17 protein-coding genes and 4 pseudogenes are annotated in these 23719 nt (G+C 66.3%); 7 read left to right on the forward strand and 14 right to left on the reverse strand.

The window, feature by feature from the left end:
• Window positions 1-317 precede the first annotated feature (317 nt).
• The 4 genes and pseudogenes from rsgA to MKK67_RS03600 form a co-directional block, all read right to left on the reverse strand.
• Window positions 318-1349: a ribosome small subunit-dependent GTPase A gene (gene rsgA, locus MKK67_RS03585; RefSeq protein WP_243962267.1), complete on the reverse strand. Its 1032-nt coding sequence runs from the start codon at window positions 1347-1349 to the stop codon at window positions 318-320.
• A 97-nt stretch (window positions 1350-1446) separates the two neighbouring features.
• A pseudogene (locus MKK67_RS03590) lies at window positions 1447-1731 on the reverse strand (IS21 family transposase); the annotation flags it as partial.
• 112 nt (window positions 1732-1843) lie between these two features.
• Window positions 1844-1972, reverse strand: a pseudogene (locus MKK67_RS03595) (IS3 family transposase); the annotation flags it as partial.
• Between the two features lie 281 nt (window positions 1973-2253).
• Window positions 2254-3180 (reverse strand): N-carbamoyl-D-amino-acid hydrolase, encoded by a 927-nt coding sequence (locus MKK67_RS03600; RefSeq protein ID WP_243962268.1) that lies wholly within the window; start codon window positions 3178-3180, stop codon window positions 2254-2256.
• Between the two features lie 207 nt (window positions 3181-3387).
• On the opposite strand from MKK67_RS03600, the gene MKK67_RS03605 reads away from it, so the two are divergent.
• Window positions 3388-5004 carry an ABC transporter substrate-binding protein gene (locus tag MKK67_RS03605; RefSeq protein ID WP_409568364.1) on the forward strand — a complete coding sequence of 539 codons (1617 nt, stop codon included), beginning with the start codon at window positions 3388-3390 and terminating at the stop codon, window positions 5002-5004.
• Window positions 5005-5119: 115 nt separating this feature from the next.
• On the opposite strand, the pseudogene MKK67_RS03610 reads toward MKK67_RS03605, so the two are convergent.
• The 10 genes and pseudogenes from MKK67_RS03610 to MKK67_RS03660 form a co-directional block, all read right to left on the reverse strand.
• A pseudogene (locus tag MKK67_RS03610) lies at window positions 5120-5218 on the reverse strand (IS630 family transposase); the annotation flags it as partial.
• Window positions 5217-6032 (reverse strand): annotated as a pseudogene (locus tag MKK67_RS03615) (M55 family metallopeptidase). The pseudogenes MKK67_RS03615 and MKK67_RS03610, both read right to left, overlap by 2 nt.
• Window positions 6033-6035: 3 nt before the next feature.
• Window positions 6036-7112 (reverse strand): P1 family peptidase, encoded by a 1077-nt coding sequence (locus MKK67_RS03620; protein WP_243962269.1) that lies wholly within the window; start codon window positions 7110-7112, stop codon window positions 6036-6038.
• Complete coding sequence (gene gsiD / locus MKK67_RS03625; protein WP_243962270.1) at window positions 7109-8011, reverse strand: glutathione ABC transporter permease GsiD; 903 nt, start codon at window positions 8009-8011, stop codon at window positions 7109-7111. The genes MKK67_RS03620 and gsiD overlap by 4 nt, the downstream gene beginning before the upstream one ends.
• Window positions 8012-8018: 7 nt before the next feature.
• On the reverse strand, window positions 8019-8939 hold the full coding sequence (gsiC, locus tag MKK67_RS03630) for a glutathione ABC transporter permease GsiC (protein ID WP_243962271.1): 921 nt from the start codon (window positions 8937-8939) through the stop codon (window positions 8019-8021).
• Between the two features lie 105 nt (window positions 8940-9044).
• Window positions 9045-10592 (reverse strand): glutathione ABC transporter substrate-binding protein GsiB, encoded by a 1548-nt coding sequence (gene gsiB / locus MKK67_RS03635; protein WP_243962272.1) that lies wholly within the window; start codon window positions 10590-10592, stop codon window positions 9045-9047.
• 31 nt (window positions 10593-10623) lie between these two features.
• On the reverse strand, window positions 10624-12534 hold the full coding sequence (locus tag MKK67_RS03640; RefSeq protein WP_243962273.1) for a dipeptide ABC transporter ATP-binding protein: 1911 nt from the start codon (window positions 12532-12534) through the stop codon (window positions 10624-10626).
• A gap of 8 nt (window positions 12535-12542) precedes the next feature.
• Window positions 12543-13520: an isoaspartyl peptidase/L-asparaginase family protein gene (locus tag MKK67_RS03645; protein WP_243962274.1), complete on the reverse strand. Its 978-nt coding sequence runs from the start codon at window positions 13518-13520 to the stop codon at window positions 12543-12545.
• Window positions 13517-14455 (reverse strand): MurR/RpiR family transcriptional regulator, encoded by a 939-nt coding sequence (locus MKK67_RS03650; RefSeq protein ID WP_313898997.1) that lies wholly within the window; start codon window positions 14453-14455, stop codon window positions 13517-13519. The genes MKK67_RS03645 and MKK67_RS03650 overlap by 4 nt, the downstream gene beginning before the upstream one ends.
• An 885-nt stretch (window positions 14456-15340) precedes the next feature.
• A complete protein-coding gene (locus tag MKK67_RS03660; protein WP_243962275.1) occupies window positions 15341-16303 on the reverse strand; it encodes a LysR family transcriptional regulator in 963 nt (320 codons plus the stop codon).
• 301 nt (window positions 16304-16604) lie between these two features.
• Between MKK67_RS03660 and MKK67_RS03665 the strand changes: the two genes are divergently transcribed.
• From MKK67_RS03665 to MKK67_RS03690, 6 genes are all read left to right on the forward strand, one after another.
• Window positions 16605-17798, forward strand: a complete 1194-nt coding sequence (locus MKK67_RS03665; protein ID WP_243962276.1) for an ABC transporter substrate-binding protein — start codon at window positions 16605-16607, stop codon at window positions 17796-17798.
• A gap of 129 nt (window positions 17799-17927) precedes the next feature.
• On the forward strand, window positions 17928-18803 hold the full coding sequence (locus MKK67_RS03670) for a branched-chain amino acid ABC transporter permease (RefSeq protein WP_243962277.1): 876 nt from the start codon (window positions 17928-17930) through the stop codon (window positions 18801-18803).
• Window positions 18800-20581, forward strand: coding sequence for an ABC transporter permease subunit (locus MKK67_RS03675; RefSeq protein WP_243962278.1), 1782 nt, complete (start codon window positions 18800-18802; stop codon window positions 20579-20581). Before MKK67_RS03670 ends, MKK67_RS03675 begins: the two co-directional genes overlap by 4 nt.
• Window positions 20581-21318, forward strand: coding sequence for an ABC transporter ATP-binding protein (locus tag MKK67_RS03680; RefSeq protein ID WP_147897450.1), 738 nt, complete (start codon window positions 20581-20583; stop codon window positions 21316-21318). The genes MKK67_RS03675 and MKK67_RS03680 overlap by 1 nt, the downstream gene beginning before the upstream one ends.
• Before the next feature lie 80 nt (window positions 21319-21398).
• Window positions 21399-22100, forward strand: a complete 702-nt coding sequence (locus MKK67_RS03685; RefSeq protein WP_147897451.1) for a cyclase family protein — start codon at window positions 21399-21401, stop codon at window positions 22098-22100.
• 49 nt (window positions 22101-22149) lie between these two features.
• The gene (locus tag MKK67_RS03690) at window positions 22150-23559 is read left to right on the forward strand and encodes an amidase family protein (RefSeq protein ID WP_243962279.1); all 1410 of its coding nucleotides are present in this window, start codon (window positions 22150-22152) and stop codon (window positions 23557-23559) included.
• The last annotated feature ends 160 nt before the right edge of the window (window positions 23560-23719 follow it).

Genomic DNA, 23719 nt, shown 5'->3' on the forward strand with positions numbered 1-23719 from the left:
GCTTGAGCGGCGTCCGCCTCTGTTACGAAGCGGACCTTCAAAAGTTCGGGCTCAAGGTCCGAAAGGGGTCGGGAGCGGGCTCGGCGGCGATGTCCGCTTTCATACATCGCCGTCCCGAAGCGGACCGGCAGAAATCCACCCAACCCAGCCATTCCGACGCGGCCGCCAATTTGGCTGAAGCTGGCCGAGGGCCGCCGGTCCGCTTCGGAGCCGATAGGACGGTGAAACGGACATTCGGCTACCGGCCCGACCCTGTCGCAACAAATGATCTACGGATTGCTTCGAAGCGTCCGAACCTGACGTGTGTTATTGAGGAGCTACCTGCAAGTACGGCGACCCCGTGGCCCGACAGATGTCGGTGTGTTGTCTCTGTTCTCGTCTAGAAGCTTGCGCCACCGGATTAATCGCTCCGGTTCGATCTTGCCTCCGGTGACTGCGGCCTGCACGGCGCAACCGGGTTCGTGGGCGTGCGTACAGTCACGGTAGCGGCACAAGGGCGCCAGTTCGATGATCTCGGCGAACAGGGTGTCGATCCCTTCCGCGGCGCCACTGACGTGCAGCGTTCGCATTCCCGGCGTGTCGATGACCCAGCCACCGCCGGCGATGGCATGCAAGGATCGGGACGTGGTTGTGTGGCGTCCCTTCGCATCGCGCTCGCGAATCCCTCCGGTCTGCTGCGCAACGGCCTGACCTGGACCGACCAGCGTGTTCACCAGAGTTGATTTGCCGACACCGGAGGAACCGACTAGCGCCACGGTCCGTCCCACGCCGCACCACGGCGCGAGCATGTCTGCAGCCGTCGGGAGCCGGGGATTGACGATCACGACGTCGAGCCCGCGCTGCAGCCGGGACGCTTGGCGATGGTAGGCTCCCAAATCAGCCGTTGTGTCGGCCTTGGTCAGCAAGATCACCGGGGTTGTGCCGCCTTGATTGGCCAGAGCCAGATAGCGCTCCAGGCGCGCGGAATTGAAGTCGGCGTTGCAGGAGGTGACAATGAACAGCGTGTCGACGTTGGCTGCAGCGGCCTGAAGCGTTCGGCTGCCTTCCGTGCGTCGCTCCATCACCGTCCTGCGGCTGAGACGGCGATGCAGTGTCTGTGTCCGGGGGGCGGCGAGTATCCAATCGCCGACCGTGAAGTCGCCCGTATTTGCATGACCGGCTAGCGTCAGTTCGACCGTTCCGGCCTGCGATAGGGCAGTCAGACGGGAGCGGTGAATCGCAGCAATTCGCATCGGGGCGAAATCAGCCTCGTGGGATTTGCGCTGGTCTTCGAAGAAATCGGACCAACCCAGGCTTGCAAGCGATAGGGGTTGGAAGGCGGTGGGATGTTCTATCACCGACCTGCCCATGACATGACATGACACGCCTGGCCAGCCCGCCGCGTCAGACTCGCATCAAAGCCTGAGGAAACGCGAGGACCGTTCCACGGCACTGTCCCGCTCGAACATAGCCGAGCCCACGCCGGGCCTCGTAGACACGCATCAAGGTCAGTCGCTTACGCCGCGCCTTGCTGGCGTTCGCCAGGAGCATCCGATCGAGTTCGTCCCGCCACGATCCGAGCTTCGGGGCGGGTTGGATGGCGCGGGTGTATTGGAACGCCGTCGCCTAGGAGCGGATGACCTTGCGCACGACCTTGCGCGAGACCCTCAGTTCCCGGCAGATCTGTTTGATCGGCTTCTGCTGCACGAAATATGCGCGGCGGATCTCTGCGACCGTCTCCACGACCAACATCCCGTGCAAGCCTCCCGTTCGAGCCGGAAGACAGTGTGGATGACTTGTCCTGGGGGGCCGTTTGGACGCCGATCACCCCGAAAACGGGGTCCTTATTCCACACCTAATCACAGTAATACGTGACGTCCATTACCTCGATGGACCGGATTGCTTCGGCGACCTTGCGTCCCTGCGAGGCCAGAACATCAGCCTGCCGCAGCTTGGCGACGATCTCTTCAGCCGTATGCTTCTTCCGTCCCATGAAAACATCCTCCGCGTGGCGCAAAGCCATACCTCAGGGAGGACCACTTTTCAGGGGGGCAGGCCAGAAAGCGGACGAGCCACTCCTGACTCGCTGAGGTTATGCAGAGCGCCTGACATACAATGCCATGCGGGCAGAGTGAAAGCGCAGTCGCCGGCTCGTGATATATTACAGGAAAGCAATGAAGATTTGTGCGCTTGTTTGTGAGCTCTACGATGCTCGTAGTTTGACTGGAGGTATCGCTCATCACAGCGGTGTCGGCATAAGACAGGTGCCACGGATCAAACCTCGACCTGCATGCCGGTTTGCGCGGTGATGCGGCTGTAGTGCTCGGTCCGGCGATGACGGGCGAAGTCGAAGATCGTCGTCTTGCCGAAGGCGCACTTGTCGAAGTCGCAGGCGGCCAGGATGAGTTCGTCCTCTTCTGTCGCCGCCCGTGCGAGGACGAATCCATCCGGATCGACGATGATCGAGCCTCCCATCAGCGGATGCCCATCCTCGATGCCGGCCTTAGCCACGCCGACGACATAAGTCGCGTTCTGATAGGCGCCCGCCTGAAGCGACAGGTCGGAATGGAACAGACGCTTCTCCAGGCCTTCAGAACTCTGCTGACCGTTCGCCGAGGGGGTGTTGTAGCCGATCGTGACGAGTTCCACCCCCTGAAGGCCCAAGCACCGGTAGGTCTCCGGCCAGCGCCGGTCGTTGCAGATCGCCATGCCCATCACGACACCGGCGTTGCGCCAAACGCGAAATCCGAGATCGCCCGGCTCGAAGTAGCGCTTCTCCAGGTGCTGGTGGGTGCGCTCTGGGTCGTACTCGCTGTGCCCGGGTAGATGGATCTTGCGGTACTTGCCGACGATGGCGCCCGCCCGGTCGGTCAGGATCGAGGTGTTGAAGCGGCGGCCTTCGGGCGTCAGTTCGGCGTAGCCAAAGGTGATGGCAACGCCGAGGGCGCGTGCGCGCTCGAACAGGGGCGCCGTCGCGCCGTTCGGCATCTCGCGCTCGAAGAACGCGTCGATCTCGGCCTCGTCCTCCATGTACCAGCGCGGAAAGAAGGTCGTAAGCGCGAGTTCAGGATAGACCAGCATCTCGACACCCCGAGCGGCGGCGGCTTCCAGCAAGGCGATCATCCGGGCCACGACGACCTGCCGGCTGTCGGCATGCTGAATCGGGCCCATCTGAGCGCCGCCGACGACGAGTTGAACCATGGGGAGCTCACCATTCTGGATACGTCACGGTCGGACCGAACGCCGTGCAACCGCGTATCCTCCCGCCGGTGCAAAGCCGCTGCCAAGCTCTGGAACCGGCGCGGGCACGAACCCGCATGCAACCGTTGCAGACAGCTTGGCTGGAGATTTGCGGGACCGCCGTCAGCCGCCGGCCATCCCACGTCGGCACGAGACCGAGGTCCCGACATGTCGACGTTGCCACCCTGGCGATCCGCGATCCTGTCCTTTGCCTTACTGCTGGGCATGCACGACGCCTCCTCGGCCCAGGGCGTGCTGCGGATCGGCATGACCGCCTCCGACATCCCGCTGACCACAGGACAGGCGGACAACGGTGGCGAGGGGATCCGCTTCGTCGGGCAAACGATCTACGACGCGTTGATCGCATGGGACCTCACCCACTCCGACAAGCCCGCCGACCTGATCCCTGGTCTCGCGACGAACTGGACGGTGGATCCGGTCGATAGGAACAGATGGACGTTCAATATCCGACCGGGCGTCAAATTCCATGATGGATCTGACTTCACCGCCGACGCAGCCGTCTGGAACCTCGACAAGCTGTTAAGGCCCGACGCTCCTCAATATGACCCACGCCAGTCCGCGCAGGGCAAGGTGCGTATCCCGGCGGTGGCGAGCTATCGGGCGATCGATCCGATGACGCTGGAGATCGTGACTAAGGCGCCCGATGCGACGCTGCCCTACCAGCTCGTTTATATCGCCATATCCTCACCGGCGCAGTGGGAGAAGGTTGGTCGGTCCTGGGACGCCTTCGCCAAGCAGCCGTCCGGTACGGGTCCGTGGAAGCTTACGCTGTTCGCCCCGCGTGAGCGCGCGGAGATGGTGCCCAACGACTCCTATTGGGACGCGTCGCGTGTGCCGAAGCTCGACAAGCTGGTGCTTGTGCCGCTGCCCGATGCGAACGCGCGTGTCGCCGCACTGCGTTCCGGTCAGGTCGACTGGATTGAGGCGCCGTCGCCAGATGCGGTGGCGTCCTTGAGGAAAGCGGGCTTCACGATTGCCACAAACTCGTATCCGCACAACTGGACGTGGCACCTGTCTCGCATCGCGGGTTCACCCTGGAACGACATCCGGGTGCGCAAGGCGGTCAATCTCGCGGTCGATCGCGAGGGACTGAAGGAGCTGCTCGGCGGCCTAGCGGTTCCGGCTACCGGGTTCCTCCCGCCTGACGACCGGTGGTTCGGCAATCCGTCGTTCCAGGTCAGGTACGATCCCGGCGCGGCCAGGAAGCTTCTGGCGGAAGCCGGTTACGGGCCGGGTAGGCCCCTGAGGACGAAGATCGCAATCTCGGCATCGGGCTCTGGCCAGATGCAGCCCTTGCCGATGAACGAGTTCATACAGCAGAACCTTGCCGAGGTCGGCGTCCAGATCGACTACGAGGTGGTCGAGTGGAACACGCTCATCAACATCTGGCGCGCCGGTGCCAAGGCTGACATCTCACGCGGCGTGACCGGCATCAATTACAGCTACTCGCTGCAGGATCCGTACAGTGCGCTGATCCGTCATCTTAAGTGCGATCTGACGGCCCCCGTGGGAAGCAACTGGGGATATTATTGCGATCCAGCGATGGACAAGATGTTCGACGACGTACGCAACACCTTCGATCCCATTCAGCAGGCCAAGGTACTGATGAAAATCCACGAGAAATTCGTCGACGATGCGCTGTTCGTCATGGTCGTTCATGACGTGAACCCGCGAGCCATGAACCCGAGCGTGAAGGGGTTCGTTCAGGCCCAGAGCTGGAACCAGAGCCTCTCACCGGTCTACATCTCGGCTCCGGAACGTTAGCGGATCAGATAAGCGCCGTCCTAAAGTCGATCGGACGTTGGCTGGATGTGGCAGAAAGCGGAATGACCGCTTCTGAAAAGGCTGCCCGGAGAAGCGGACGTTCTTCTACCAACCCAATTGAGGTGGCTGCCGCTGGCTCGTCGGGGAAGACGAGTCGCCCGGGGTCAAGGTCGGGCGAAGCCTCGAACCACGCCTCCTGCGCCGCCTTCACTTCACCGGAGCGCGGCCGACATAGCTGACATGCAGTTGATCATCCGAACGGCCTCCTCGATGCGCGCGGCAGTAAATGCGAATCCATTGCCCTCTCCCCGTCGCAGGCCCGGCCAAACGCAGAACAGATCCGCCAGAGCAGGAGATTGTGCCCACATGCGGATCTCGAAAGGAGCGTCGAAGCGGAGTGGCGGCGCTGCGCGATCCCGCAGCGCCGCCGCGACGGTCTTCTGGATCGCCGCGCAGGCCTGCGCGGGCGAGAGGCTGATGCCGCTGTTCTGTCCCGTCGCACGCTTGGTTTCCACGAATCAGGTCTGAGGAAACAGTGCATGGTTCTCGGCGATGAAGACGTCATCGCCGCTCCCCATCACGACCGGCACGCCGTATTCGCCAGCCAGCGCGCCGTAGAGACCGGCTTTGCCAAGTTCAAGGCCGTTGATCTCTAGCCGGGCGAAGGCGAAGTTGTTGACCGTGTGGGCCAGGATGCCCCGTCCGCTCGCCCGTGAGTGGTAGCCCACGAGGCAGACCGCATCGATGTCCTGATCGAGGCCGGCCATCATCCCGAGGGGCCGTGGCTTACCCTGGACGACCTGCGCCCTGGGATCGAGGAGGTCGGGGGGCATGTTGCGGAAGTTGCCGTGCGAGTCGTTGACCAGCACCGCTCGTGCTCCACCGTCGAACGCGCCCGCGATGGCGGCGTTGGCCTCCCGCGTCATCAGCAGCCGCGCGCGCTCGTATTCGGGGTTGCCCGGCGTCGTCTGGACGCGATGGTAAATCCCGGCGACGCCTTCGATATCCGTCGAGATCAGGATGCGCATCGCTTAGGCTCCGAGAATATCGGCCCAGCCGGGCAGGAGATCGGCCAGCGCGCGCCGCCTGTGGCCGTCGCGGCCCATTACCGCCTCGGCCCGCCATAAAGCGTGGATAATCGCCTGCTCGATCCCGTCCGCGGCGGCCTCGAACAGCGGGTCGAGCTCCGTGTCGTGCAGCAGGGCGAGCGCCGGCATCGGGCGCGCAGGATCGTGTGGCACGGTGTAGGCGGTCGAGAAAGCGAGCGCGATGTCGCCGCTGCCGTGGCCGAACACCGAGCCGGTCCGGGCGAGACCCGCCCCGGCCCGCAGGGCGAGGCGGCGGAGCTGGCGCGCGTCGAGGGGCGCGTCAGTGGCGACGATCATGATGATCGACCCCTTCTCCGGGGCCTCCGCGGCCGAGTCCGGTTCGTCCGCGTCTGCCCGGAGGTGGGCGGCGAGCGGCGTGCCGCAGACCCGGATCTGGGACGGCTTGCCGAAATTAGAGAGGACGAGGGTGCCCAGCGTGAACCGGCCTCGCGTGCGCGTGCGGACCCGCCGGGAAGCGGTGCCGATGCCGCCTTTTAGGCCGAAGCTCGACATCCCGCGCCCGGCCCCTACCGATCCTTCCGCGACGTCGGCGCCGGCCGCGTCTAGGGCCTCGCGATAGTGGGACGCCCCCACCGCCATGCGCTGAATGTCGTTGAGGTAGCCGTCGTTGCACTCGAAGACGAGTGGGTTGAGCGTCGGCAGCACGCGCCCGATCTCCGGATTGTCAGCGATCGCCGCGCGGATCTGGGCCGCGGCCACCGCCGGCACCGCGAAGGTGTTGGTCAGGGCGATAGGCGTCTCCAGCACACCGAGCTCCTCGACTTGCATCAGGCCGACGGACTTGCCGAAGCCGTTCAGCACGACGCCGGCCGCCGGAACGCGGTCCCGGTAGGGATCGCTGCCGTGCGGCCGCACGACCGTGACGCCAGTCTGCACGTCGCCCTCGGCCAGCGTGCAATGACCGACTGTCACGCCCGGGACGTCGGTGATGGCGTCGCGCTGACCCCTCGGCAGGCTGCCGACGCGAGGCGCTGGGCGCGGGGGGGCGGCCGGCGTCACAGGCGGTCGATCTTCGGGTCGAGAGCGTCCCGGAGGCCATCCCCGAGGAGGTTGAAGGCTAGCACCGTGAAGAAGATCGCGAGGCTCGGGAACAGCGCGACGTGCGGCGCCGAGACCATGTCGGCGCGGGCCTCGTTCAGCATGGCGCCCCATTCGGGCGTCGGCGGCTGCGCGCCCATGCCGAGGAAGGACAGACTCGCAGCCGTGATGATCGAGGTACCCAGCCGCATTGTGAAGTAGACCACAATGCCCGAGATCGTGCCCGGCAGGATGTGGCGCAGGATGATCGTCCGGTCGGGAGCGCCGATGCTTCGCGCGGCCTCGATGTAGGTGCTGTTCTTCAGGACCAGGGTCGTGCCGCGCACGAGGCGCGCGAAGGCCGGGACGCTGAAGACCGACACCGCCACGACGACGTTGACGAGCCCGGAGCCGAGGATGGCGACGACGCCGAGCGCCAGCAAGATGCCCGGGAAGGCGAACAGCACGTCGGACATGCGCATGACGATCCGGTCCCACCAGCCGCCGTAGTAGCCCGCCAGGAGACCGAGCACGGTCCCGACGAGACCGCCGACGGCGACCGAGAGGAATCCAGTCGCCAGGGAGATCCGCGCGCCTTCGACGATGCGGCTCAGGATGTCGCGCCCGAGGGGATCGACGCCGAGCCAGTGCGCGAGCGAGGGACCCTCGTTGATCCGGTCGTAGTCGAAGTCGTTGACCGGATCATAGGGCACGATCCACGGGGCCAGCGCAGCCACCACGACCAGCAGGCCGATGAAGCCCAGGGCGACGACAGCGACGCGCTGGCGCCGAAACTTGCGCCAGAATTCCGACCACGGCGTCCGGATGCCGGTGGGGACGGGCGCGACGGTGGGGGCGGCGGGGACGAGGATGTCGGTCACGGCCGGCTCACCTGTAGCGGATGGTCGGGTTGATGAGGCCGTAGAGCACGTCCACGACTAGGTTGATCAGGATGAACTCCAGCGAGAACAGCAGGACTAGGGCCTGGATCACCGGATAGTCGCGCTGGTTGACGGCATCGACGAGCAGGCGGCCCATGCCGGGCCAGTTGAACACCGCCTCCACGACGATCGAGCCGCCGAGCAGGAAGCCGAACTGCAGGCCCATCATGGTCACGATCGGGATCAAAGCGTTGCGCAGGCAGTGCTTGGCGATGACAACGCGCTCCTTAAGGCCCTTTGCGCGGGCGGTTCGCACGAAATCCTCGCCGATGACCTCCACGAAGGCCGCGCGGGTGAAGCGGGCCATCACGGCGGCCACGGCCGCGCCCAGCGTCAGCGACGGCAGCACGTAGTGCCGCCACGTGTCGGCGCCGACGGTCGGCAGCCAGCCGAGCTCGACCGAGAAGATTTGCATCAGGAGGATGCCGAGCGCGAAGGCGGGGAACGAGATGCCGGACACGGCGAGCGTCATCCCGACCCGGTCGGGCCATTCGTTGCGGTAGACCGCCGAGACGATGCCGATGATCAGCCCGAAGGCGACCGCCCAGGCCATGCTGGTGAGCGTGAGCAGGAGGGTCGGCAGGAAGCGCTCGCCGATCTCGGTCGAGACCGGGCGGCGGGTGCGGATCGAGACGCCGAGATCGCCGCGGGCGAGGTTGGCGAAGTAGCGCACGAACTGTTCCGGCAGGGGCCGGTCGAGGCCGAGCTCTGTGCGCACCAGGGCCACCGTCTGGGCGTCGGCATCCTGCCCGGCCGCCAGCCGGGCCGGATCCCCGGGCAGCAGGTGGACGAACAGGAAGACCAGCACCGAGACGATCAGCAGCGTCGGCAGCAGCCCGAGAAGCCGCTTGAGCAGGAAGGTCAGCATAGGCTCGCGCCCGCGATCCGGGGTTTGCGTGAGGCTATCGCGCGGGCGCGCCGCGCCGGGCCGGCCAACGATCGGGCCAGCCGGCGCGGGGTCCGCGATTGGCGGCTACTGAGCGACGGCGATTTCGCCGGAATCGATGTTGCCGTCGGGCATGACGTAGACGCCTGAGAGCCGCGCGGAGGTCGCGTAGAGGTTCTGCTCGGTGACCAGCGGCGCCCAGGGGGCGTCCTTCATCACGATCTCCTGCGCCTTGGCATAGAGCTCGGCCCGCTCCGCGTCGTTGGTCGAGACCAGCGCCTTGGCGAGGAGGGCGTCGAACTCGGCGTTGCTGTAGTAGGCGGTGTTGTTAAGCTTGGGCGGCCACGCCTCCGTCGCCAGCAACGGCCGCAGGCCCCAGTCGGCCTCACCGGTCGAGGATGACCAGCCGGCATAGTAGAGGCGGACGCGGGCGGTCTTCGGATCGGGGGCGGTCTGCACCCACTCGGTGCGCTGGCCGGGCTCCAGGGCCAGGGTCTGCACCTTGATGCCGACCTGCCCGAGCTGCTGCTGGAGGAACTGGATCGCCTTCTGGGCGGTGGTGGTGGTGTAGGCGCTCCAGAGGGTCGCCTCGAAGCCGTTGGCGTAGCCGGCCTCCTTCAGGAGTTGGCGCGCCTTGGCCGGGTCGTAGGGCCAGGGGTCCATCTTGTGGGCGTAGCGCACGCCCTGCGGGACGATGCCCTGGGCGGGGAAGGCGAAGCCCGAGAAAGCGACCTTGGCCAAGGCCTCCTTATTGATCGCGTAGTTGATGGCCTGACGGACGCGCAGGTCGTCGAACGGCTTCTGCAGCACGTTCATGCTGAGATACCGCTCGATGATCGAGGCGTGGACCTCGATCTTCAGCTTCTTGCTGGCTTCGAGCATCTTGGCCTGCTCGTAGGGCAGCGGGAAGGCGAAATCGGCCTCCCCGGTCTGCAGCATGGCGGCGCGCGTGCCGTTCTCGGGCACCGGCTTCCACGTGATGGTGTCGACCTTCGGGAAGCCGGCCTGCCAGTAGTCGGAAAACTTGGCGCCCTTCACGTAGTCGGTCTGCTTCCAGTCGACGAAGGTGAACGGCCCGGTGCCGACCGGGTGGAAGGCGATGTCCTTGCCGTACTTCTTGAGGGCCGTGGGCGAGATGATCGCCGCCGAGGCGTGGGCCAGCGAGTTGATGAACGGCCCGAAGGGCTCCTTAAGGGTGATGCGCAGACTCGTGGGCGAGAGCACCTCGATCGTCTTGATGCGGTTGAACTGATTGTACCGCGCGAGGTGATTTTCAGGATCGAGCACGCGGTCGAGGTTGGCCTTCACCGCCGCGGCGTCGAACGTCGTACCGTCGTGGAATTTCACGCCCTCACGCAGCTTGAACGTGTAGACGAGGCCGTCGGGCGAGCTCTCGTAGCTCTCGGCCAGAACGTTGCGGACCTTGAGATCCTTGTCGAAGCCGAAGAGGCCCTCGTAGAACGACTTGGTGACGGCGGTCGTGAGCGTGGTGTTGGTGTTGTACGGGTCGAGGGTCTCGGGCTGGCCGCTGATCGCCAGGATCGGATCACCCGCGGCGGCGGCGGGCGCGGCCGCCGCGGCGAGCAGGCCGGTGGCGAGGAGGAAGCGCTCGAACATGGTCAGACCTCGGGACATGAGACGATCCTGCTGGCGGGAATAGGCGGTGTCAGGCGGCTAGCCCGCCGACCGTGTGGCGGGCGACGAAATGGCCGGGGCCGATCTCGACGAGGGGCGCGACCTGCGGCTCGTCGCCGAGCGCCCGGACTGGGCTTGGGATCTCATCGGTCAGGAGCCGGCGGGCGTGCAGGTGTCGGCGGGCCGGGTCGGCGATCGGCACCGCCGCCATCAGCTTGCGGGTGTAGGGGTGCTGTGGGTTCTCGAAGATCGCGCGGCGGGGGCCGATCTCGACGATCTGGCCGAGATACATCACCGCGACCCGGTGGCTGATGCGCTCGACCACCGCCATGTCGTGGCTGATGAACAGGTAGGCGAGGCCGAACTCCCGTTGGAGGTCGAGCATCAAGTTCACGATCTGCGCCTGGATCGACACGTCGAGCGCCGAGACCGCCTCGTCGGCGACGATGACCTTCGGGTTCAGGGCGAGGGCTCGGGCGATGGCGATGCGCTGCCGCTGACCGCCCGAGAACTCGTGTGGGTAGCGCTGGGCCTGGTCGGGGGTCAGCCCGACGCGCTCGAGCAGCCACGCCACCCGCGCCTCAGCCTCCCGACGCGTCGCGATCCCGTGGACTAGCAGCGGCTCCATAACCGAGAAGCCGACGGTCAGGCGGGGATCGAGGGACGCGTAGGGGTCCTGGAAGATGAACTGGATGTTGCGCCGCAGGCCGCGGAGCTGCCCGGGTGGCAGGTCGCGGACGTTGCCGCCATCGAACTCGATCAGGCCGCTCTCGCTCTCCACGAGGCGCAGGAGCGAGCGGCCCGTCGTGGACTTGCCGCAGCCGGATTCGCCGACGAGGGCCAGGGTCTCGCCGGGGTGGAGATCGAAGCTGACTCGCTCCACCGCGTGGACGCGGCGGCGCACGCGGTTGAGCAGGCCGCCGCGGATGTTGAACCGGGTGACGAGGTCGCGCACCCGCAGGATCGGCCCGGCGCCAGCGCGGACTGTGTCGTGGGGCACGTCGACCGTGGCGGGCGCCCCCTGTCCTGCCGGCTGTTCCCGGGCCTCGGCCCGCAGCAGGTCGAACTTCCGGGGCAGATCGCTGCCCGCCATGGCGCCAAGCTTAGGCACGGCGGCCAGCAGCGCCTTGGTGTAGGCATGGCGCGGCGCGGCGAAGAGCGCGGGCGCCTCCCCCTCCTCCACCTTGTCGCCGCGGTACATGACCAGCACGCGGTCGGCGATCTCGGCCACGACGCCCATGTCATGGGTGATGAAGACGACGCCCATCTTCATCTCGGCCTGGAGGCTGCGGATCAGTTCGAGGATCTGCGCCTGGATCGTGACGTCGAGGGCCGTGGTCGGCTCATCGGCGATGAGCAGCTGCGGCTTGCAGGACAGGGCCATGGCGATCATCACGCGCTGGCGCATGCCGCCGGACAGCTGGTGCGGGTAGCGCGTGAGGACGTTGCGCGCCTCGGGGATGCGCACGAGGTCGAGCATTCGCAGCGCCTCGGCCCGGGCGGCCGAGGCGCTCTTCCCCTGGTGGACGCGGATCGATTCCGCGATCTGATCCCCGGCAGTGAAGACCGGGTTCAGGGAGGTCATCGGCTCCTGGAAGATCATCGCGATCTCGGCGCCGCGGATCGCCCCCATCTTGGCGTTCGGGGCGGCGAGATCGAGGATCTCGCCCGAGCCGCGCCGGAACAGCATCTGCCCGGCCGCGATCCGGCCGCCGCCGTGCTCGACGAGGCGCATCAGGCTCAGCGAGGTCACGGACTTGCCGGACCCGGACTCGCCGACGATCGCCAGGGTCTCGCCGGCATCGACGTGGAACGACAGGTCGCGGACCGCCTCCACGACCCGCTCGGAGGTCGCGAAGCGGACGGTGAGGCCGGTGACGGAGACGACGCGCCCGTCGGGCATCGCGGTGGGAGAGCCGGTTCCGGCTGCGATGGTCGGCATGTCGGATCTCAGCGCGCGGGAGCTGGGACGCGGCGGGACTCGCCGAAGATCGCGGTGGTTGGCGCCTCGCCGGGGCGGACGAGGCCGCGATACATGCCCTCGGTGTTGAACGGCATCGCGACACGGCCGCGCGCGTCGACAGCGATCAGTCCGCCGCGGCCCCCGACCGCCGGGAGCGCGTCCTCGACCACCGCCCGGGCCGCCGCCGCGAGGTCCTGGCCCCCGTAGGCCATGCGCGCGCAGACATCGTGCGCCGCCGCGACGCGGATGAAGGCTTCCCCCGTGCCGGTGCAGGAGACGGCGGCGGTCCGGTCGTCCGCGTAGGTGCCCGCGCCGATCAGCGGCGAGTCGCCGATACGGCCGGGACGCTTGTTGGTCATGCCGCCGGTCGAGGTCAGGGCGGCGAGATGGCCGTCCCGGTCGAGGGCGACGGCGCCCACCGTGCCGAACTTGCGGGTCTCGTCGAGGGGCCCCGACGCCGTGTCGTGGTCGAGGGCGACCTGCCCGGCGGCCCGGGCCCGGCGAAGCTGGTCGCGGCGCGCCTCCGTCGAGAAAAAATCGGGCTCGACCATCTCTAGGCCGTGCCGGCGCGCGAAGGCCTCGGCGCCGGCACCGGCCATGAGGACGTGCTCGGCCGCTTCCATCACCGCGCGGGCCGCGCGGCCGGGCCGGCGGACCCGCGAGACGCTCGCGACAGCGCCGGCCCGCAGTGTGGCGCCGTCCATGATCGCGGCGTCGAGCTCGTGGGTCTCGGCGCTCGTGAAGACGGCACCGCGGCCGGCGTTGAAGAGCGGGCACTCCTCCAGGAGGTCGACGGCGACACTCACGGCGTCGAGGGCGCTGCCGCCGGCGGCGAGGCAGGCCGCTCCGGCCGCCAGGATGTCGGCGAGGGCCGCGTGATAGCGCGCTTCGCCCAGATCGTCCTGGCCCTGCGCGATCGTCCCGGCGCCGCCGTGGATCACGAGAACGGGGCGGTGGTCGCTCATGGAACGGTTCCCGTAGGCGTGGTGTCGGACAGGTCGTCGGATCCGCCCTGAGGCGGCCAGGCGGCGTAGTCGCGGTCGAGCCACGGCAGCACGGCCTCCGTCACCCGCGTCGCCGCTGGAACGAGATCCTCGGTGGCGTGGGCGAAGGCGCTCGCCAGGGCCTCCACGAGGGCCGTCAGGCTGGCATCCGAGGCGGCGAAGTAGTGGCAGTCGGTCTGCGCGTAGAGCGTGATCGTGGCGGCGGCGACGAGGGGCGAGTGCGGTCCGTCGGTCAGTGCCAGGACCGCGGCGCCGTGCTTCTGGGCGATCTCGGCCAGCCGCACCGTGTCGGCGAAGTACCGCGGCGTGGCGAGGGCGATGACCAAGTCGTCGGCGGTCAGCCGGCGCAGGGTCCGGGCGGCGAAGCCGGGCCCCTCCAGTGTCGCCAGCAGGTGGACGTCCTCGCGGTTGACGTCGAGGTTGCGCGCCAGGATGCCGGCCGGCCAGCTGCTGCTGCCCAGCCCGACAACGTAGACCCGCCGGGCCCGGCGCATCGCCTCGACGGCTTGCGCGCAGGTCTGGCCGTCGAGCCCGCGCCGCGTCGCCTCGATGTTGCGGATGATGTCGGCCAAGGCTCCGTCGAGGATGCCGGACGCGGTCGCGGGCTGATCACGGCTGCCGCGCAGCTTCTCGACCGGTGCGAGCGCCTTCTCATAGCCGAGGACGAGGGCCGCGCGGAACTTTGCGTAGCCCTCGTAGCCCACGGCGCGGGCAAACCGATTAGCGGTTGCGACTGAGACGCCAACCAAATCTGCAAGCTCATTCACAGGCAGAGTCGCAGCGCGCAACGGATGATCAAGGACGAAGCGGGCGACTTCTCGGTGGGCGGAGCTGAGCGCCGGAAACGCGTGCGCGATCCGTTGCGCGACAGAAGGTTCCTTAGGCTCCAACACCACGACGCTTAAGCCGATCAAAAATTTTCACCTCTCATCAGTCTGAGAAGTTTTTTGATCATCCGCAAGCGCTTCGACGCTTATTTTCGCGGCACCAGCTGCACAAATCGCTGAACTTCCCAGAGAGATTGGGTCATCTCACTCGTGATCAGATGCGGATCCGGGGGCTTCGTCCCGAGGCGAGCCGTGATAGTTTTGGTTCGCGGGCGATCGGTTCGTCGGTTCGGAGCAGAGCTTTCGGTGACGCGGTGCGCCGCGGGCAGCCTCGCTTTGCGCAGGTTGTGCGTCGCATTGCGGGAGCATCGAGAAGCCACTTCAATCAGTGGCCCAACCGTATTCTCAGCAGCGAGATAGATTTCTCGCCGGGTCCGACGAACATGTCGGCGTTGGCGATCGACGCTTGTAACTGTGGTGCGTAGGTCTTGCCTCTACCGCAAGGTCGGGCGCTCGCTTGGCTACAAGCAGACCAGAGTCATCACATCGGGGTCCGCTTTCGGGGAAGGACGAGAGCCTCCTGAATGACCGAGATGGGCGCAAAGCGGAACGTCCGCTATTGGTATTTACGGGCCTACAATGAACGGACGGCGCTTCGACGCGCCGCTGCACGCGTCGAACGCCTGTCGCACCCGCTAAATTCCGTTCACCCTATTCTTAGCAAGCCTACCACCGGCGTACCGACGACCCTCCCCGCTGGCCTTCCCTTCCCCACCCCCGGGGCGGTACGCCTACCGCCGCCATAAGCTCCCCGCTGCCCTGCCATCCACTCAGCCGCTTTCGAGGCTCCCAGTCTAAAGGCAGGCTTTCATAATCAATATTGTTCGTTCGTTCGAGCCTGCGGCTGGGATGCCTTAAGTCGTCCTTGAAATCTTAATGGACTCGCGCCACTTTTTATGCACGACTGCGTGCAGGCGCGGTACGGTCCGTTGGCTTAAGCCGGGCACGCCAGATGGAGCGCTCGACCAAATCTCCGATCACGCTCGCCAGAACCTCGGCGACAGCCTCGCTGCCGCGGGCGTTGAGGGTCCGTTGGGAGACGACAACGGAGAGCCGCCAGGATGGAGTCGGATCTACGATCGGGATGGCGACCATCTCTCCGCGCTCGATCTCTGCGGCCAAGGCGAAGTGCGGCATGACAGTCGCAAACGCTTGAGCGCGCACAAGCTCCGCGATCGCCGGCAAGCTCTCGCAATCAGTAGCAACCGGTGTGACGTCGTTGCGGGCCCCAAGCTGCTCAATCACGACCCGAAGCACGTTCGGCCGTCCCGGAAGCACGACAGGTAATTCCTGTTTGAAGACCTGTTCGAACTTGATGTCACGCCGCGCCGCCAGCGGGTGGGCTGCCGGGACGACGAACATCAGAGCCTCGACCATCATTTCGGTCCAAGCCACATGCTCGAAGGCCTTGTGGTCGTAGAGCAGCGCCACATCCAGGCGGCCGGATTGAATCCACTCGTCGAGCGTACCGCTCATGGCTTCGACGATGTGCAGTGTGATGTTGGGCAATGCCATCGCCATCGCGCGATGCAACGGCAGGGACAGGCCCCGGCAGGCCGACGTCGGCAGTCCGACCGAAATGCGCCCGCTCGGACTCGTCGATTGGGAGCGAACACTCTCTTTGGCTCGCTCGACCTCTTGGAGGATACGTCGGGCATGCTCGTAGAATTTAAGCCCCAGCTCTGTCGGTGTAACGCCCCGGGCATGCCGGAACAGCAACTCGATGCCGAGCTCCTCCTCGAGATTTCGCATCTGCTGGCTGAGAGAGGGCTGTGCGATCCGCAAGACCTCGGCGGCCCGAGAGACATTTCCGCTCTCGGCGATCTGGGCGAAATAGCGAAGCTGACGAAGATCCATGCTGATCCTATCGAATTTTTGGTAGCATCTCCGCAGCGCTACGACGATGTCAAACTGCTCTGACGCTGAGCAATCTGCGCAAGCTATGTGCACAGAGGCATGTTTTTCGATGTTTTTGCAATGACTTGGTTAGCGCATCCTCCGGTATGAGTCGCCTATGATTGATGCTCATAGGAAATTCCGATACCTCGTATTGGAATTTGGTCTTTGATGATGGCTGTATTCGCCGCGTAGCCTGACGTTAATTCGTCGAGCATCAGGGCCGAACCCGGGCTGCTATCTGGACATCGGAGACCATAGCATGGATGCGCACAAGTATTTGCGCGGCCTCTCCCTGGCTGCACCGCTGATACTCACGGCCCCGGGTACGGCCCTGGCGCAGCAGGAACCGTGCATCGGCAACTCTGCAGCGATAACTGGTCCTGCGGCCTTCGGTGGTCAGGCTATCAAGATGGGTGCCGAGATCGCCATCGACGAGATCAACGCCAAGGGCGGCGTCCTGGGCAAGCCGTTGCGCTTCGTACAGTACGACGATGCGGGCGCTCCGCCTCGCGGCGTCGACAACACTCGCCGCATCGCGCTCGCTGACAAATGCGTGGTGGTTCTGGGCGGCTACCACTCTACCGTCTCGGTGGCGCAGGTTGAGCCAGTCCATGCCATCGGCATCCCCTTCGTCGGGGTGCTGGCCGCCAACACCCAGGCGATTGAGAATGGGCGCAGCCCGAACTACATGTTCCGCGTCTCGGCCAAGGACAAATGGGTCGCCCGCTTCCTGGTGGAGCAGGCAGCGAAGGTTTCGAAGAGCGGCAAGATCGCGTTCTTCTACGAGAACACAGGTTGGGGCAACGGTGCGGTGCCGGACGTCAAGGCGGCGATCGCCAAGGCCGGCAAGGAACTCGTCGCTACCGAGACCTTCAACTGGAACGATCAGGATATGACCCCGCAGGCGATCCGCGCACGGGACGCGGGTGCGGATGTGGCCCTGTTCTGGGCCCTCGACCGCGAGGGCAATCAGCTGGTCCGCTCGATGGACAAGGTCGGCTACAAACCCACTGTCATCGGCGCCTGGGGCATCGCCGGTAATCTTGGCGAGCTTGCTGGCCCACTCGCCAACGGCATCGAGGTTGTCCAGACCTACAGCTTCATGGGCGACCTCGACCCGAAGGGTCAGGGGCTCTGGCAGAAGGTTCAGGCCAAGTACGGTCTGAAGGATCCCTCGCAGATCAAGATGGGCTCCGGCATCGCCAACACCTACGACGCCGTCCACATCGTGGCTCAGGCGATCGAAAAAGCTGGCGCTTATGATTGGAAAAAGGTCCGCGAGGCCCTCTACCAAGTCAAGTACGACGGCTTGGTCGCCAAGTACGACCCCGCCTTCGACGCCTCCGACCCGGAGCGGCAGGACGCGATCTTGCCCAGCTACTACAAGCTGACCGTTTGGTCCGACGGCAAGCTGCTGCCGATCGGACAGACCCCCTACGGTAAGACGAACTAAGGCACGCGCCTTTCCTCCTTCCCAAGCGGGAGGGGCTGGGGCGGTTCGTCCGGATCCCCCTCGCCGGGCCGGACCGCCCCGACTCCGGTGAACGCTCTGCACGCTTCACATTGAGAGGCCCGCGCAGTCATGACGACCGCCCTGCAGTATACCCTCTCGGGCCTGGCGATCGGGGGCATCTACGCCTTGGTCGCGCTCGGCTTCCACATCATGTGGTCGGCTGCCAAGGCCGTGAACTTTGCCCACGGCGATACTCTGATGATCGGCGCCGTGATCGCCGTGATGGGCCTTGACGCCGGCATTCCGCTGCCGCTCGCCTGCCTACTGGCAGTTCTGGCGGGGGGAGTATTCGGCGTCGTGCTGGAGCGCCTTGCGGTGCGGCCATTCATCGGCGCTAACGCCTCGATCGGCTGGATGCTCACGACCATCGCGGTCGGCATCATGGCGGAGTCTCTCGCCACCATGCAGTTCGGCGGCTTCTCACGCCCGCTGCCCTCGCCTGGCGTCGCCCGAGCAATCTCGGTCTTCGGAGCGGGCGTCTATCCTCAGGAACTGGTGATCCCGGCCGTCGCAGTGCTGGCGATGATCGGCCTGCACCTGATGCAGCGGCACACGCTCGTAGGGCGTGCGATGCAGGCGGTCGCCCACAGCCGCCAAGCCGCGGCCCTTATGGGGATCGACGTCGACCGGATCGTGATGTTCTCTTTCGGTCTTGCCGCCCTGCTTGGCGCTGGAGCGGGCGTACTCGTTGCCCCCGTGATCCAGGCTTCGGCCAGCATGGGCGTGCTCCTGGGTCTCAAGGGTTTCGCGGTCGCGATCATCGGCGGGATCACCAGCGGGCTAGGCGTCGTCGTGGCCGGCCTCGCTTTTGGCATCATGGAGAAGTTCGTCGAAGGCTACGTCTCGACGGCGGCCCGCGAGATCGTCGGCTTCAGCGTGATGATCTTGGTGCTGCTCGCCTGCCCTCAGGGCCTGTTCGGTCGCCGGGAGATCTTCAAGGTATGAAGGCGCTCCATCTCCTCGGCTTCGCGCTATTCGCCGCGATCCTCGTCGCCGTGCCGTTCACCTCCGGCAACGAGTACGAGCTACGCCTGTTCATGCTGTTCCTGATCTACGGTCTGATCGCGGTCGGTCTGAACGTCCTAGTCGGCCTCACCGGCCTCGTTTCGCTCGGGCAGGCGGGACTGTTCGCGCTTGGATCCTATTCCGGCGCGATCCTGGCGATCCGTCTCGGCCTGGACCTCGTGCTCGCGAGCCTTGGCGCTGCTGTCGTGGCGGGGGTGTTTGGCGCGGCGCTCGCTTATCCGAGCGTGCGCGTCCGCGGCGTCTATCTCGCCGTGGTGACGATCGCCTTCGGACTCATCGTCGAGAACGTCGCGATCGAGTGGCAGGGGCTGACCGGCGGGACCACCGGGCTTAGCGGCATCCCAGGCCCGAACCTACTCGGTTACCCCCTATCGGGTTACGCCTTCTACGCCGTGCTCGCCGTCACCCTCTTCCTGGGGACGCTCGCGACGCACAACCTGAAGCACTCTGGCTACGGGCGGGCGATGCTGGCTGTCTCTCAGAGTGAGACCGCGGCGCGCAGCCTCGGGATCGGCGCGACGGGCATCCGGACGCTTGCCTTCGCGGTCGCAGCTGTGACGGCGGGCGTGGCCGGCAGTTTCTATGCCTTCCTCAACGCCTACATCTCGCCCGACATTTTCACGTTCTCGGATTCCGTTCGCTTCCTGCTGATGGTGATCCTGGGCGGAGCGGCCTCGACCTTCGGGCCGGTGCTCGGGGCCTTCATCCTCACCTACCTGCCGGAGGTTCTGCAGCGCTTTGCGGAGTGGCAGAAGTTCGCCTACGGCGCGCTGCTCCTCGCCGTGATGTTCGGGCTGCCAGGCGGCATCCTCGGCACGCTCGGCAATGTCTACGCCCGGCTGCGCCCGGGTCCGCGCGGTGTCGACCCGGCTGACGGTACGGCCGCCACCGCGATCCTGGCTGGGCGTGCACCCGCCGCGCTGGAGACGAACGGTCTCACCGTACGCTTCGGTGGCCTGACGGCTCTCGACGCGGCAACTGTCCGGGTCGCTCCCGGTGAGATCCACGCCTTGATCGGTCCGAACGGCGCCGGCAAGTCAACTTTCGTCAACACGATCTCGGGTTTCTACCGGCCGAGCGACGGTGGTGTGCGTCTCGACGGCACCGAACTCGCCGGTCGGAAGGTCCACGACATTGCCCGGCGTGGCCTGGCCCGTACCTTCCAGAACACCGAGCTGTTCGGACAGATGACGGTGCTGGAGAACGTCATGGTCGGCGGCTTCCATCATCTTGGCTACGGTTTGCCGAGCGCGATCCTGCGCACGCCCCGCTTCCGCCGCGAAGAGGCTGCTTGCCACGCCGCAGCCATCGGCCTGCTCGACTTCGTCGGCCTCGCGGACGCGGCTAACGAGCAGGCGCGCTATCTGCCCTTTGGCCATCAACGCCGTCTGGAGATCGCCCGGGCGCTCGCCACACGACCCCGCCTGCTTCTCCTCGACGAGCCCGCCGCCGGCTTGACCACCGGGGAAATCGACGAGCTGGAGGTCATGATCCGCAAGATCGCCGGACTTGGCGTGTCGGTGCTGCTGATCGAGCACCACGTCGACCTGATCATGGCGGTCGCCGATACCGTGACGGTACTGGACTATGGTCAGATCATCGCGAGTGATCGGCCGGACGTCGTGCAGGCCGATCCGCGGGTGATCGAGGCCTATTTCGGCGGCCCTTCCACCATCCTCAGCGAGGAGGCTGCTTGATGACCGACGCTCCCCTTCTCTCGGTCGATGACCTGGAGGTGCGATACGGCGCGGTCACCGCGCTGCGCGGCGCCAGCTTGAGCGTACGCCGCGGCCAGCTCGTCGCTGTGATCGGCAACAATGGGGCCGGCAAGACTTCCCTGATGCGCGGCCTCACCGGGCTTGTGCGGCCGAGCGCCGGGCGTGTCCTGTTCAAGGGTGAGGAGATCACGCGGCTTCCCGCCCACGCCAAGGTGGCCCGTGGCCTCGTGATGGTGCCGGAGGGGCGGCTGATCTTCCCCGACCAAACGGTCGAGGACAACCTCATCCTGGGCGCCTATGCCCACGGCGGTCTGAAGACGATGCGGTCGAAGGAGACCCTGGAACGATCGCTCGCCCTGTTTCCGCGGCTGCGTGAGCGTCTTCGTCAGCCCGCAGGCAGCATGTCGGGCGGCGAGCAGCAAATGCTGGCCATCGCCCGCGGCTTGATGGCCGAGCCCGACCTCCTCGTCATCGACGAACTCTCGCTCGGCCTCGCCCCCCGGATCGTCGAGCAACTGATCGGCGTCCTGCGCGACCTCAACCGGCAGGGCCTCACCATTCTTCTCGTCGAGCAGCTCGCATCCTACGCGCTCGCCATCGCCGACCACGCCTTCGTGGTGGCACAGGGGCGCGTGGTGCGGGACGGCCCGAGCGTGCTTCTCGCCCGCGATCCGGAGGTCATGGAAACCTTCCTCGGCAAGAAGAAAGCCGCCTGAGAACGACACCTCGAAGACCTGATCCGACGCGGCACCAGGCGGCGCTGCGGACGGTCTCTCATGCCCGATAAGGAACCGTCATGCCCCAGCGCGTCGTCGACCTGAGCCTCCTGATCGAGGACAACATGCCGGCCCACAAGCTCTTTCAAAGGCCGGTGCTCACCACCCATCTCAGCCACGAGAGCTCCGCTGCCCTTGGACTCGGCGTCCCCGGCGACGCAATGACGTTCCAGACGAACTTCATCGCGATGCTCGACCATGTCGGCACGCACGTCGATGCGTTCCTCCACGTGAACCCGAACGGCCAACCGGTCGACGAGATGCCGCTTGAGATGTTCATGGGTAAGGCGGTGTGCTTCGACCTGCGCCACATCCCCGACCTCGGCGACATCACGGTCGCCGATATGGAGGCGGCTGAGGCCAAGAGCGGCGTGAAGATCGATGGTCACATCGTCCTGCTCTGCACCGGCTTCCACGCTCGCAACTACCCGGGGCCCGACTCGGTCTGGAAGAATCCGCTGCTCACCGCGGAGGCAACCAAGTGGCTGCACGCGCGTGGCTCGAAGATGCAAGGCGTCGAGGGTCCCTCCACCGACAAGCCGAGCGACAACATTTTCGCCCAGCACCGTCTGTGCCGAGACCTCGGCATGAGCCACTGGGAGTGGCTGGTGAACCTGGAGGAACTCCTGGGCAAGGGCGAGGTCCAGTTCTTCGGCGTGCCCCTGAAGTTCAAGGGCGGGTCCGGCTCGCCGGTACGCGCCTTCGCCATCGTCAACGACTGACTCGATCGCGGCGCCTCTTGGGCGCCGCCCAAGACGGGAGGGTGGATCGATGACGGCCGAATTCGACTTCATGACCGCGCTCGAGTTGCGCCGGCTCGTCGCGACGCGCGCGGTCTCCCCGGTTGAGCTGACTGCGCGAGCCCTCTCGCTGGCAGAGTCCAGCCAAGCGACGCTAAATGCATTCTGCCACCTGATGGGGGACGAGGCCCGCGCCGCCGCCCGGCGGTCCGAGGAGGCGGTGATGCGCGGCGGAGTCCTCGGGCTCCTCCATGGTCTACCGGTCTCGGTGAAGGATCTGATCGCGGTAGCAGGCGTGCCCTATGCTTCGGGCTCGCGCGCCATGGCGGGCAATATTGCGGCCGCTGATGCCCCCTCCGTCGAGCGGCTGCGGGCTGCCGGCGCGATCATCATCGGCAAGACCACGACAAGTGAATTTGGGGCCAAGCCGGTGGGCGACTCGCCGCTCACCGGAATCACCCGACATCCCTGGAATCTCGAAAAGACGCCGGGCGGATCGAGCGCCGGCGCGGCCGCCTCGGTGGCGGCCGGGATCACGCCGTTTGCCGTGGGGACGGACGGCGGCGGATCCTTGCGCATCCCGGCCTCGCTCACCGGGCTCGTAGGACTCAAGGCCCAGTTCGGGCGCGTGCCGGTCTGGCCAACATCGGCGACGCCGACGCTGGCCCATGTAGGCTCCCTCGCACGCAACGTGGTCGATGCGGCCCTGCTAACGACTGCGATATCCGGCCACGACCCGCGCGATCCCTTCGCGGTGGCTGGCCCGGTGCCCGATCTTCTCGGCGCTGCGCAAGCTTCAGTGGCCGGCCTGCGCGTCGCCTGGAGCGCGACCCTCGGCTACGCCCGTCCCGATCCGGAGGTTGCCGCGATCGCCCGCACGGCCGCCCTGGCGCTCGCCGACCAGGGCGCGGTGGTCGAGGAGATCGACACCGTCTTCGAGACCGACCCGGCAGATCTCTGGACCGCGGAATTCTACGCCGGCATCGGGACCAGGCTGCGCGGCATCCTCGAGACCCGCCGCGACCTGCTCGATCCGGCGGTCGCCGACGTGCTCGACGCCGCGCTCGCCCAGGAGATGCGTGGGTACTACGAGACGGTTTTCGCGCGCTACGCGCTGCGCGACCGCATGGTCCGCTTCTTTGCGGACCATGACGTCCTGCTCTCGCCGACCCTGCCGATCTCGTCCCTGGAGGCCGGCCGGAACATCCCCGAGGAGCTCGGCGACCGCAGCCTCGTCTCCTGGGCGTTCTACACTTATCCCTTCAACCTCACTGGTCAGCCTGCGGCCTCCGTCTGCGCGGGCCTTGCCCCGGACGGCATGCCGGTCGGTCTCCAAATCGTCGGCCGCACTCTGGGCGAGGCCGACGTGGTGCGAACGGCTGCGGCGATCGAGCGAACGCAGCCGCCGGGCTACAACATCCGACCAAACCAAGGCTGGTGAGAGGCAGTGCTGGTGGAAGCGGCCCAGGCCAGCGGCTCGACCGAGGGGCCCAATGAGCCCCTCGCCGCGCAACCCGTAGAACCGCGTGCGCTAGACGCGCCCGGTGGTGCTGAGGATCTCTTGAACTCAGGCTGATGAGATCAGGGCTGAGGCGCGCAAC

This window comes from Methylobacterium sp. J-072 (assembly GCF_022829425.1).
Lineage (GTDB): Bacteria > Pseudomonadota > Alphaproteobacteria > Rhizobiales > Beijerinckiaceae > Methylobacterium.

What these genes read in the sequence shown, in the direction of transcription:
- rsgA (WP_243962267.1), bottom strand. Translation starts at nt 1,349, where the DNA reads ATGGGCAGGTCGGTGATAGAACATCCCACCGCCTTCCAACCCCTATCG.
- MKK67_RS03670 (WP_243962277.1), top strand. Translation starts at nt 17,928, where the DNA reads ATGACGACCGCCCTGCAGTATACCCTCTCGGGCCTGGCGATCGGGGGC.
- MKK67_RS03645 (WP_243962274.1), bottom strand. Translation starts at nt 13,520, where the DNA reads ATGAGCGACCACCGCCCCGTTCTCGTGATCCACGGCGGCGCCGGGACG.
- MKK67_RS03690 (WP_243962279.1), top strand. Translation starts at nt 22,150, where the DNA reads ATGACGGCCGAATTCGACTTCATGACCGCGCTCGAGTTGCGCCGGCTC.
- MKK67_RS03600 (WP_243962268.1), bottom strand. Translation starts at nt 3,180, where the DNA reads ATGGTTCAACTCGTCGTCGGCGGCGCTCAGATGGGCCCGATTCAGCAT.
- gsiB (WP_243962272.1), bottom strand. Translation starts at nt 10,592, where the DNA reads ATGTCCCGAGGTCTGACCATGTTCGAGCGCTTCCTCCTCGCCACCGGC.
- MKK67_RS03605 (WP_409568364.1), top strand. Translation starts at nt 3,388, where the DNA reads ATGTCGACGTTGCCACCCTGGCGATCCGCGATCCTGTCCTTTGCCTTA.
- MKK67_RS03665 (WP_243962276.1), top strand. Translation starts at nt 16,605, where the DNA reads ATGGATGCGCACAAGTATTTGCGCGGCCTCTCCCTGGCTGCACCGCTG.
- MKK67_RS03675 (WP_243962278.1), top strand. Translation starts at nt 18,800, where the DNA reads ATGAAGGCGCTCCATCTCCTCGGCTTCGCGCTATTCGCCGCGATCCTC.
- MKK67_RS03685 (WP_147897451.1), top strand. Translation starts at nt 21,399, where the DNA reads ATGCCCCAGCGCGTCGTCGACCTGAGCCTCCTGATCGAGGACAACATG.
- MKK67_RS03640 (WP_243962273.1), bottom strand. Translation starts at nt 12,534, where the DNA reads ATGCCGACCATCGCAGCCGGAACCGGCTCTCCCACCGCGATGCCCGAC.
- MKK67_RS03660 (WP_243962275.1), bottom strand. Translation starts at nt 16,303, where the DNA reads ATGGATCTTCGTCAGCTTCGCTATTTCGCCCAGATCGCCGAGAGCGGA.
- MKK67_RS03680 (WP_147897450.1), top strand. Translation starts at nt 20,581, where the DNA reads ATGACCGACGCTCCCCTTCTCTCGGTCGATGACCTGGAGGTGCGATAC.
- gsiC (WP_243962271.1), bottom strand. Translation starts at nt 8,939, where the DNA reads ATGCTGACCTTCCTGCTCAAGCGGCTTCTCGGGCTGCTGCCGACGCTG.